The organism is Mycolicibacterium novocastrense, assembly GCF_001570485.1.
Taxonomy (GTDB): Bacteria; Actinomycetota; Actinomycetes; order Mycobacteriales; family Mycobacteriaceae; genus Mycobacterium; species Mycobacterium novocastrense.
Genome location: NZ_BCTA01000011.1, coordinates 143,153 through 152,826, shown reverse-complemented (window position 1 = coordinate 152,826; position 9,674 = coordinate 143,153). Strand labels below are relative to the sequence as shown.

The 9,674-nt window shown below is 68.1% G+C and carries 9 protein-coding genes, 1 tRNA gene and 2 pseudogenes; 6 read left to right on the top strand and 6 right to left on the bottom strand.

All coding sequences use genetic code 11. The features are described 5' to 3' along the window. Positions 1-790, top strand: a pseudogene (locus tag RMCN_RS31345) (hypothetical protein); the annotation flags it as partial. A 130-nt stretch (positions 791-920) separates the two neighbouring features. Here the strand turns inward: RMCN_RS31345 and RMCN_RS03625 are convergent. From RMCN_RS03625 to pgm, 3 genes are all read right to left on the bottom strand, one after another. Next, positions 921-993: transfer RNA gene (locus tag RMCN_RS03625), tRNA-Ala, on the bottom strand. A gap of 55 nt (positions 994-1,048) precedes the next feature. Then, positions 1,049-2,341: an MFS transporter gene (locus tag RMCN_RS03620; RefSeq protein WP_067387329.1), complete on the bottom strand. Its 1,293-nt coding sequence runs from the start codon at positions 2,339-2,341 to the stop codon at positions 1,049-1,051. Next, entirely contained in the window at positions 2,338-3,984 is a 1,647-nt protein-coding gene (gene pgm / locus RMCN_RS03615) for a phosphoglucomutase (alpha-D-glucose-1,6-bisphosphate-dependent) (protein ID WP_067387328.1), read from the bottom strand. The genes RMCN_RS03620 and pgm overlap by 4 nt, the downstream gene beginning before the upstream one ends. Before the next feature lie 65 nt (positions 3,985-4,049). Between pgm and crcB (RMCN_RS03610) the strand changes: the two genes are divergently transcribed. From crcB (RMCN_RS03610) to mbtN, 5 genes and pseudogenes are all read left to right on the top strand, one after another. Beyond that, positions 4,050-4,421, top strand: coding sequence for a fluoride efflux transporter CrcB (crcB, locus tag RMCN_RS03610; protein ID WP_064348955.1), 372 nt, complete (start codon positions 4,050-4,052; stop codon positions 4,419-4,421). Continuing rightward, positions 4,406-4,783: a fluoride efflux transporter CrcB gene (gene crcB, locus RMCN_RS03605; RefSeq protein WP_234787555.1), complete on the top strand. Its 378-nt coding sequence runs from the start codon at positions 4,406-4,408 to the stop codon at positions 4,781-4,783. Before crcB (RMCN_RS03610) ends, crcB (RMCN_RS03605) begins: the two co-directional genes overlap by 16 nt. A 65-nt stretch (positions 4,784-4,848) precedes the next feature. Next, the gene (locus RMCN_RS03600) at positions 4,849-5,118 is read left to right on the top strand and encodes a mycobactin biosynthesis acyl carrier protein MbtL (protein WP_082680925.1); all 270 of its coding nucleotides are present in this window, start codon (positions 4,849-4,851) and stop codon (positions 5,116-5,118) included. A 5-nt stretch (positions 5,119-5,123) separates the two neighbouring features. Next, entirely contained in the window at positions 5,124-6,695 is a 1,572-nt protein-coding gene (gene mbtM / locus RMCN_RS03595) for a long-chain-fatty acid--ACP ligase MbtM (RefSeq protein ID WP_084377107.1), read from the top strand. Continuing rightward, a pseudogene (mbtN, locus tag RMCN_RS03590) lies at positions 6,692-7,866 on the top strand (mycobactin biosynthesis acyl-ACP dehydrogenase MbtN). The gene mbtM and the pseudogene mbtN overlap by 4 nt, the downstream one beginning before the upstream one ends. A gap of 10 nt (positions 7,867-7,876) precedes the next feature. Here mbtN and RMCN_RS03585 read toward each other — a convergent pair. From RMCN_RS03585 to RMCN_RS03575, 3 genes are read right to left on the bottom strand one after another with little or no spacing between them, the layout of a single operon-like run. Further along, a complete protein-coding gene (locus RMCN_RS03585; protein ID WP_067387326.1) occupies positions 7,877-8,500 on the bottom strand; it encodes a GNAT family N-acetyltransferase in 624 nt (207 codons plus the stop codon). Between the two features lie 59 nt (positions 8,501-8,559). Continuing rightward, the gene (locus tag RMCN_RS03580; RefSeq protein WP_067387324.1) at positions 8,560-9,255 is read right to left on the bottom strand and encodes a proteasome protein; all 696 of its coding nucleotides are present in this window, start codon (positions 9,253-9,255) and stop codon (positions 8,560-8,562) included. Between the two features lie 32 nt (positions 9,256-9,287). Beyond that, positions 9,288-9,656 carry a DUF488 domain-containing protein gene (locus RMCN_RS03575; protein ID WP_067387322.1) on the bottom strand — a complete coding sequence of 123 codons (369 nt, stop codon included), beginning with the start codon at positions 9,654-9,656 and terminating at the stop codon, positions 9,288-9,290. Positions 9,657-9,674 lie beyond the last annotated feature (18 nt).

Below are 9,674 nucleotides of genomic sequence, written 5' to 3'. Positions count from 1 at the left end.
GCTGGCCGGCCACGCCAACCACTACCTGGCGGTCTTCGACGACGCGACCGGATCAGCCCTGGATCTGTTCCGCGCCAAGCGCATCGCCACCCCAGCGCAACGGATCATGCTCATCGCGCGCGATGGCGGCTGCACCAAGCCGTGCTGCACTGTGGGCGCCTACGGCTGCCAAGTGCATCACGTGGAAGCCGACTGGTCCAAAGGCGGTAACACCAACGTCGACGAACTCGGCCTGGCCTGCGGAACCGACAACCGCAGCGTCGACGACGACGGCGGCTGGACCACCCAAATGAACGAGCGCTGCGAGGTCGAATGGCTTCCCCCACCCGGACTCGACACCGGCCAGGCACGGCTGAACTACTACCACCGACCCGAACGGCTCCTGCGCCCACCCGAAGAACACGAAACCCACAGCCAGATAGTCGACACCGCTACGTCGCCCGAACCCGATGACGGTGGCCGGATAGACGAGAACGACAGCGCTGCACCGCCCGAACCCGATGATGACAGCCGGACAGACGACACCGCTGCGTCACCCGATGCTGCTGACGACAGCCGAGAAGTCGACCACGGCACCGCTGCGTCGTCCGAACCCGATGATGGTGGCCGGATAGACGACACCGCTGCGTCGCCTGAACCCGATGACGGTGGCCGGATAGACGACACCGCTGCACCGTCCGAATCTGCTGACGACAGCCAGACCGGCGAGACCCAATCGAGCGCCGCGCCACCCATCGACGGCGCAAGTGAACCCGGCGGGCCGGCGCCCCCCGGAGGTCGGGCGGCCTGACGGCCGGCGCGAGAAAGTGCGGCATGCTCCTCTGATGATCAGCGGGGTGCGTAAACAGCGTGCCTGCATCGAGCGCCAAGAAACGACGAAACCCGCCCCAACCGATGGTCGACGCGGGCTTTCGATCGAGTGGAGCTAAGGGGACTCGAACCCCTGACCCCCACACTGCCAGTGTGGTGCGCTACCAGCTGCGCCATAGCCCCTGAAGTCGTGCCCATCGAAGTTACACCACCTGCTGGAAGCGCTCAAAATCGCTGGTTACGGGACTTCGCCACCGGCTTCCGGCCCGATCGCGCGCGCCGGCGTGTGCGCGGCGGGCCGGCCCCTTGTCTCCGGCGCGAACACCCATCCGAGCGCCGCCACCCCCAGGATCGCCCCACTGACCACGAACGCCCAGGCGTAGGACGTCCGCTCGGCGATCTGGCCCACCACCAGCGACCCGATGATCGAACCCAGGTCGGCCATCATCTGGAAGATCGCGACCGCGGTGCCGCCGCGCGCCTTGTTCCCGACGATGTCGGCCACCGCGGCCTGCTGCGGCGAGACGAAGATGCCCGTCGCCGCACCGGTGACGTACGCGGCGACCAGGAAGATCGGCAGCGACGTCGTGAAGCCGACGAGAATTGTCGCAACCGCGGACACCGTCAACCCGACGATCAGCAGCGTGCGCCGCCCGATCCGATCGGACAGATAGCCGCTGGGGATCACCACCGAGACGTTGCCGATCGCGAATGTCGCCAGCGCCAGGCCCGCGGCACCCGCCCCGTAGCCGAGCCCCTCGACCACGAACAGCGGCACCAGCGCGATCCGCAACCCGAACGCCGCCCAGCCCGTGCTGAAGTTCGAGAACAACGCCGCCCGGTAGGCCCGGTGGCGCAGCACCTGACGCACCGAAACCGCCGCGCCCTCCGTCTCTTCGGGAGCCGCGAGCGTGCTGCCGCGCAGGCTGACGAACACCACGCCGGCCGCGACCAGCAGCGCCGCCCCGTAGATCACGAACGGCGCCGCCAACCCGAAACCCGCGGTGAGGCTTCCCAGCACCGGGCCCCCCACTGAACCGACCAGGAACCCGGTCGAGAACAGGCCCGCCACCCGGCCGCGCGCGTTCTCCGGGGAGATCCGGATCATCAGGCCCAGCGACGACACCGTGAACATCGCCGAGCCCAGCCCGCCGAGCGAGCGGAACGCCAGCAGCTGCCAGTACGTCTGTGCGAACGCGCACGCCGCCGTCGACAGCGCGACGATGATCAGCCCGCTGATGTAGACGCGACGCTCCCCCAGCCGCTGTACCAGCAGCCCGGCGGGCGGCGCGGCGATCAACCGCATCAACGCGAACGCCGTGATGACGAACGTCGCCGCGCTGATGCTCACCCCGAAGTGACGCGCGTACTGCGGCAGCACGGGCGCCACCACGCCGTAGCCGAGCGCCACCACGACGTTGGCGCCGACGAGCAGCCAGACCTCGCGCGGAAGCTTCGGCTTGGTTTCCGCCCGGTCGGCCGCCGCCGCATCGGGCCCCGTCGAACTGTCGCCCTCCGGTTCAGAACTCACCCGATGACCCTATTGACCACCTCGCGCGCCGCTTCCTGCACCTCGCCCAGGTGCTCGGGCCCCTTGAACGACTCGGCATAGATCTTGTACACGTCCTCCGTGCCCGACGGCCGCGCCGCGAACCACGCGTTCTCCGTCGTCACCTTCAATCCGCCCAGCGGTGCGCCGTTGCCCGGTGCGGTCGTCAGCTTCGCCGTGATCGGCTCGCCCGCCAGCTCGGTCGCCGAGACCTCCTCCGCCGACAGCTTGGCCAGCCGCGCCTTCTGCTCGCGGCCTGCGGGCGCATCGACGCGGGCATACGTTGGGGCGCCGTACTTTTCGGCCAGCTTGGCATAGCGCTGCGACGGCGTCTCACCCGTCACCGCCAAGATCTCCGAGGCCAGCAGCGCCAGGATGATGCCGTCCTTGTCGGTCGCCCACACCGACCCATCTTGGCGCAGAAACGACGCACCCGCGCTCTCCTCACCGCCGAAACCGATTGTCCCGCTGAGTAACCCATCGACAAACCACTTGAACCCGACCGGCACCTCGACCAGCTCGCGGCCCAGCCCGGCGACCACCCGGTCGATGATCGACGAACTGACCACCGTCTTGCCTACCGCGGTCGACGCCGGCCACGACGGCCGGTGCGAGAACAGGTAGTCGATCGCAACGGCCAGGTAGTGGTTGGGGTTGAGCAGCCCGCCGTCGGGCGTGACGATCCCGTGCCGGTCGGAGTCCGCGTCGTTTCCGGTGGCGATCTGATAGGCGTCGGGGTTGGCGCTCATCGTCCGAAGCAGGCCGGCCATTGCGTTCGGCGAGCTGCAGTCCATCCGGATCTTGCCGTCGGTGTCCAGCGTCATGAACCGCCACGTCGCGTCGACGAGCGGGTTGACCACGGTGAGATCGAGGTTGTGGCGTTCGGCTATCGCGCCCCAGTAGTCGACGCTGGCGCCGCCGAGCGGGTCGGCGCCGATGCGGATCTTCTCGGCGCTGATCGCGTGCAGGTCGACGACGTTGGGTAGACCGGCGACATAGGCGTCGAGGTAGTCGTGGCGCTGCGCGGTCTGGCGCGCCCGGGCCAGCGGCACCCGCTTGACCCCTTTGAGCCCGTCGCGCAACAGTTCGTTGGCCCGGTTGGCGATCGCACCCGTGGCGTCGGTGTCCGCGGGCCCCCCGTTGGGCGGGTTGTACTTGAACCCGCCGTCCCGCGGCGGGTTGTGCGACGGCGTGACGACGATCCCGTCGGCCAGATCGCCCTCCCGGCCCCGGTTGAACGTCAGGATCGCGTGACTGATCGCAGGCGTCGGCGTATACCGATCGGCCGAATCAATCATCGCGACAACGTCATTGGCCGCCAGCACCTCCAATGCCGACACCCAGGCCGGCTCGGAGAGCGCATGGGTGTCGCGACCGATGAACAGCGGACCGGTGATGCCCTGAGCGGCGCGGTACTCGACGATCGCCTGCGTCGTGGCCACGATATGCGCCTCGTTGAACGCCGCGTCGAGGCTGGACCCGCGATGCCCCGAGGTGCCGAACACCACCTGCTGATCGACGTTCTCTGGGTCGGGTTCTCGGGTGTAGTACGCCGTCACCACCGAAGCGATGTCGATGAGATCCTCGGGCTGCGCCGGCTGACCGGCTCGGGGGTTGGGCGCCATGAACCCGATTCTGCTCCTTGCCGTCATGCGGCGTCTCATGAGCCACCCGGGCCATACTGACCCTCGTGCTTGGTTACGACGGCCGCGAGCTGCTTGCCGTGTTCGTCGGCGGCGCGCTGGGCACCCTCGCGCGCGCCGCGATCGAGACACTGGTCGCGCCCGAACCCGGGCACTGGCCGTGGCCGACATTCGCCGTGAACATCGTCGGCGCGTTCGTCTTGGGATACGTCGCCACCCGACTCCCCGACGACAGCTACCGTCGGCCCCTGCTCGGAACGGGGTTCTGCGGCGGGCTGACGACCTTCTCGACGATGCAGGTCGAGATCCTCAGGATGATCGAACGCGAGCATTTCGCGCTGGCGGCCGGATACGCGTCGGCCAGCATCGTCGTCGGCCTCGCGGCCGCCTGGCTGGCATCGGAATGGGCACGGAGATGATGGTCGCGGTGTGGCTGGGTGTCGCGGTCCTCGGCGGAGTCGGGGCGGTGCTGCGCTTCCTCGTCGACCGCACGGTGTCACACCGGCTGAGTGGGGCGTTCCCTTCGGGCATCTTCGTCGTCAACATCTCCGGCGCGCTGGTGCTCGGCCTGCTCGCAGGCCTCGAACTGGGCCCCACCACCGCGCTGCTTGCCGGTGTCGCGCTCCTCGGCGCGTACACGACATTCTCGACGTGGATGCTGCAGACGCTCGAACTCGGCACAGACCGCCGGGTCGGACTCGCGACCGCGAACATCGTCGTCAGCCTGGCCCTCGGCATCGCCGCCGCCGCGTTGGGATGGTGGATCGGAATGCGGCTGTGAGATTGTCCGCGAGCAGCGGGGGTAAGCCTAGCCTAACCTGATGCGACGTAGTACCGTCGCGTGCCGTGAACCCGTCTACTCCAGAAGCCGTCAGCCTCGCGCTGGCCGAGATCCTGCGCGACGACATGAACGTCGATGTCCGACGAGTCACCCGCGACTCCCGCCTGATCGACGACGTCGGCCTCGACTCGGTCGCGTTCGCGGTGGGGATGGTGGCCATCGAGGATCGGCTGGGCGTGGCGCTGAGCGAAGAGGACCTGCTCAGCTGCGACACGGTCGGCGACCTGGAAGCTGCCATCCTGGCCAAATCGGCTGCCACATCCACGAACTCGTGACCGAACTGGCCGCAGCCCTGTCGGCGGCGATGTCGGGGGCGCCGACCAAGTTGGCCGTCCTCGACGCGGAAACCGGCCAGTGGGTACATCATCCGTGGCCCGAGGTCCACGCGCGGGCCGAAAACGTTGCCGAGCGGATCACCGACGACGAGGCCAACGCCGTCGGCCTGATCGGCGATCCGACCGTTGAGTTCATCGCTGCCATTCCGGGTGCGTTCTTCGCCGGCGCCGGGTTGTCGATCCTGCCCGGACCGATCCGGCGCGCCGATCCCGACCAATGGGCGCAGACCACGCTGGACCGGCTCGCCTCCATCGGAGTGACGACGGTATTCAGCCACGGCACCGAACTGGCGTTGTTGCGCAAGCACTCCGACGCGATCGCCGTTCACGACCTCCTCGAAGTCGGCCACTCGCGCCGCTCCACAACCTTCCGCGGACCCGACACCGCGGACGTCGCGATTCTGCAGGGCACCGCGGGGTCGACGGGAACGCCTCGTACGGCCCAGATCTCGCCGGCCGCGTCGCTGGCGAATCTGCGGGGGCTCATCGAGCGGGTCAACGTCAACGACCGCTCCCGACTGCACAGTTGGCTGCCGATCTACCACGACATGGGATTGGCCTTCCTCCTGACCGCCACGCTGGGCCAGGCCGACCTGTGGCAGGCCCCGACTTCAGCATTCGCCGCGTCCCCGTTCAACTGGCTTCAGTGGCTGATGGACAGCAAAGCCACCATGACCGCCGCGCCGAACATGGCCTTCAACCTGATCGGCAAGTACGCGGGCCACCTCAAGGACCTCGACCTCAGCCACCTCGGTTTCACGCTCAACGGCGGAGAACCGGTGGACTGCGCCGGCTATCAGCGCTTCGCCGACGGGATGGCCCGGTTCGGGTTCAACCCGAACTCGCTGGCCCCGTCCTACGGGTTGGCCGAATCCACCTGTGCGGTCAGCGTTCCCGTGCCCTTCACCGGGCTTCGCGTCGACGATGTCCAGGTGATCACCGACGGTAGCGAGACCAACCGCCGCTTTGCCGTGCTCGGCCATGCGATCCCCGGTATGGAGATCCGCATCAACGCCGACGCCGAGCACACCACCGAGGTGACCGGTCGCGAGGTCGGTGAGGTCGAGGTCCGCGGCACGTCGCTGATGACCGGATACGTCGGCGAGGCCCCGATCGACCGGAACGCATGGCTGCCCACCGGCGATCTGGGCTATCTCACCGACGACGGACTGGTCGTCTGCGGCCGGGCCAAGGAACTCATCACGGTGGCGGGTCGCAACGTGTTCCCCAATGAGATCGAGCGCATCGCAGGCGAGATCGACGGTGTCCGTGACGGTTGTGTGGTGGCCGTCGGAACCGGCGAGTCCTCGGCGCGGCCCGGGTTGGTGATCGCCGCGGAGTTCAAGGGCGACGACGAACCCAGCGCCCGGAGCCAGATCGTGGCCCGTGTCGCATCACACTGCGGCGTGGTGCCCGCCGACGTGGTGTTCCTCAAACCCGGTGCGCTGCCCCGCACCTCATCGGGCAAGCTGCGCCGGCTCGAAGTCAAGCGCACATTGGAGGGAGCAAGCCGATGACGGCCACTTCCGAAGCGCCGGATGCACCGCCGATCGAGGACTACCGCGACCTGCTCGACCGGGTGTTCGACGACCGCGTCACCGCCTGGACAGCCGAAGCCGAAGAGACGGAACGATTCCCACGCAAACTCATCGAGTACCTCGGCGAGTCCGGGGTGTTCGCCGGCAAGTGGCCACCCGGACAACAGCATCCCGACGTCGCGAAGGTCATCGAGCTCGCTCGCAAGCTGGGTGGGCTGGGCTCGGCCGGTATCGGGGTTGGTGTGGGTCTGCACGACTCGGCGATCGCGATCCTGCGCCGCTTCGGCAAGTCGGATTACCTGAAGGAGATCGCCGAGCAGGCGATCCGCGGTGAGACCGTGCTGTGCATCGGCGCCTCCGAGCAGTCCGGCGGATCCGACCTGCAGATCGTGGGCACCGAAGTGCGTTCTGTGCGTGACGGTTTCGCAGTCAAGGGCATCAAGAAGTTCGTCTCGCTGTCCCCCATCGCCGACCACGTCATGTGCGTGGCCCGCAGCGTCGACCACGATCCGGACAGCAAGCACGGCAGCGTCGTGGTGATCGCCGTCCCGCTCGCGCAGTGTGAGATCCAGACGCCGTACCGCAAGGTCGGCGCAGGCCCCTCGACACCGCCGCCGTGCACATCGACACCTGGGTGCCCGCAGACGCTCTGGTCGCGCGCGCGGGCATCGGGCTGGCCGCCATCTCCTGGGGGTTGGCTCAGGAGCGGATGTCGGTGGCAGGCCTGGTGTCGACGTCGGCGCAGCGGGCCATCGGAATCACCCAGGCGCGCATGATGGTTCGCAAGCAGTTCGGTAGCAGCCTGTGGGAGCATCAGGCCCTGCGGCTGCGGATGGCCGATCTTCAGGCACGCGTGGACATGCTGCGCTTCGCGCTCGACGGGATCGCCGCGACCGGAAAGCTCGACCTTCGCACCGCCGCCGCGATGAAGGTCAACGCCGCGCGCCTCGGGGAAGAGGTGACGAACGAGTGCATGCACCTCTTCGGCGGGTCCGGCTATCTCGTCGAGGAGACTCCGCTCGGAAGATGGTGGCGCGACATGAAACTGGCCCGGGTCGGCGGGGGCACCGACGAGGTGCTGTGGGAGCTGGTCGCGGCCGGAATGAAGCCCGACCACGACGGTTACGCGGAGTTCAACCAGCTGCCCTGATAGCGCTGGGCTACGGCGCGTCGGCGGGTGTGCGCGGCAGTGCGTACAGCGCCATACGCCGGTTCGACATGTCGTGCTCCCCCAGGAACTCACAGCCGGCGTGTTCGCAGACGTCGCGCGCGCCCTTGTTTCGGTGGTCCGGGTCGAACATGATGCGACGGCACCGCGCGTCGAGCTCGAAGATGTTGGCGGTCAACCGCGGCAACAGGATCGGCGCGATACCGCGGTTGACGAAGCGCAACTCCGCGATCGCCGCGTGCATCCCGATGTCATGGGGGTCGGCGTCGTAGCGGGGCGCGATCGAATCCTTGGCGGCCCGGTACAACTCGATGTAGACGAACGGTTGCCCCCGGAAAAACCCGACGAACGGCCTGGAGTATTCGCCCGCCAACTGTGCGGTCAGATACCGGTGCCACCGCTGCGGCGGCCAGTCGTATTCCCACGCCTCCACCAGGTGCGGGCGGTTCATCCACTCCGAGATCATCTCCGCGTCCGCGTCCGGATCGGCCAGCCGAATGAGGTACGGCTCGGCGAGCACCGGCGTGGGCGGCGCCGCGACCTGACGTACCGCATCGGAAATGTCGGTCAGCTCCCGCGGAAGTACGGGCGAGGGTGCATCGTCGATCTCGGTCATCGCCCGTCGAGCCTACCGGACCGACTAAGGCAAGACTTACCTTCCTCTGCCTGCGGTATTCAGCTGAACAGGTCGTCGAGGGCCCGCTGTTCGAGTTCGGTCCACCGGCGCACAGTGCGTCGTACCTCGGCGACCGCTTCTTCGTCGAGATGCTGGGCGCCGTCGGGCGTGATTCGGCAGATGTCCATCGGCCCACCGACGCTGGGCGACGACGCATCCAGCGCGTCGAGCACCCGCAGTGCGGCCACCACGCCGTAGTCGACGCTGCGTTCGCCCATCTCGAAGTGCGCCAGAAGCGCATGGGCCTGTTGGGCCATCGGAGACCCGCTGCCCACCGCGTGGAAGCCGATCTCCTCGTAGTGGCCGATCAGCCCGTGCGGATCGAAGTCGACGATGAACGGGTGCCCGTTCACGTAGCCGGCCGCCAGAACGTAGGTCGCCGGGGTCGCGCCGGGCTTACCCGCAGGCACGTCTTCGATGAAGTTCTTGTAGTGGTGCTCGAGCACGGGCAGCACGCGGCCCTGAAGGGCGTGGCCGATGTCGGGGGCTTCGACGATCGCGTCCGGTTCGTTGGTGAAGATCTGCTCGAGGTCGTAGAGCACGGCGCGCGACCCGCTACCACCCCATGCGGCGTGCTTACCGAGCGGATGCAGTTTTTGGGCCGGATAGCTCAGGCCGCGCTCGGGATCGGTGATCTGCGAATCGGAGGCCATCGCGACGCCGTCGGCGCAGCGGATGGCGAGAACGACGGTCATCGCGGCTGTTTCGACGGCATGCGCCGATCGTCTCACGCCGCTCGGGTCAGCAGGTCGCGAAGGACCGCGGCGTGGCTGACCTCGACGTCGCGGGTGGCGGTCACCAGCACCACCGGCCCTTCGGCGAGCAGGCTGCGGAGTTCATCCAGCGCCTGGGCACCCTCCCCGGTTTCCAGTTCGGCCGTGTAGCGGGCGACGAACTCGTCGAACCGTTCCGGCCGGTGCGAATACCAGCGCCGCAATTCGGTCGACGGCGCCACCGCCCGCAGCCACCGACCGGCCCGCGGATCGTCCTTGCGGAATCCCCGCGGCCACAGCCGATCCACCAGAACCCGGGTGCCGTCGTCGTCACCGGGCGGGTCATAGACGCGCGCCACCTCGACGCTTGGTCGGCCACCCATGCGGTGAGATGGTAGGGG

Coding starts and splice junctions, on each gene's coding strand:
- pgm (WP_067387328.1), bottom strand. CDS start 3,984: ATGGCGCCCAACCCCCGAGCCGGTCAGCCGGCGCAGCCCGAGGATCTC.
- crcB (WP_234787555.1), top strand. CDS start 4,406: ATGGGCACGGAGATGATGGTCGCGGTGTGGCTGGGTGTCGCGGTCCTC.
- RMCN_RS03585 (WP_067387326.1), bottom strand. CDS start 8,500: ATGACCGAGATCGACGATGCACCCTCGCCCGTACTTCCGCGGGAGCTG.
- RMCN_RS03580 (WP_067387324.1), bottom strand. CDS start 9,255: ATGACCGTCGTTCTCGCCATCCGCTGCGCCGACGGCGTCGCGATGGCC.
- RMCN_RS03575 (WP_067387322.1), bottom strand. CDS start 9,656: ATGGGTGGCCGACCAAGCGTCGAGGTGGCGCGCGTCTATGACCCGCCC.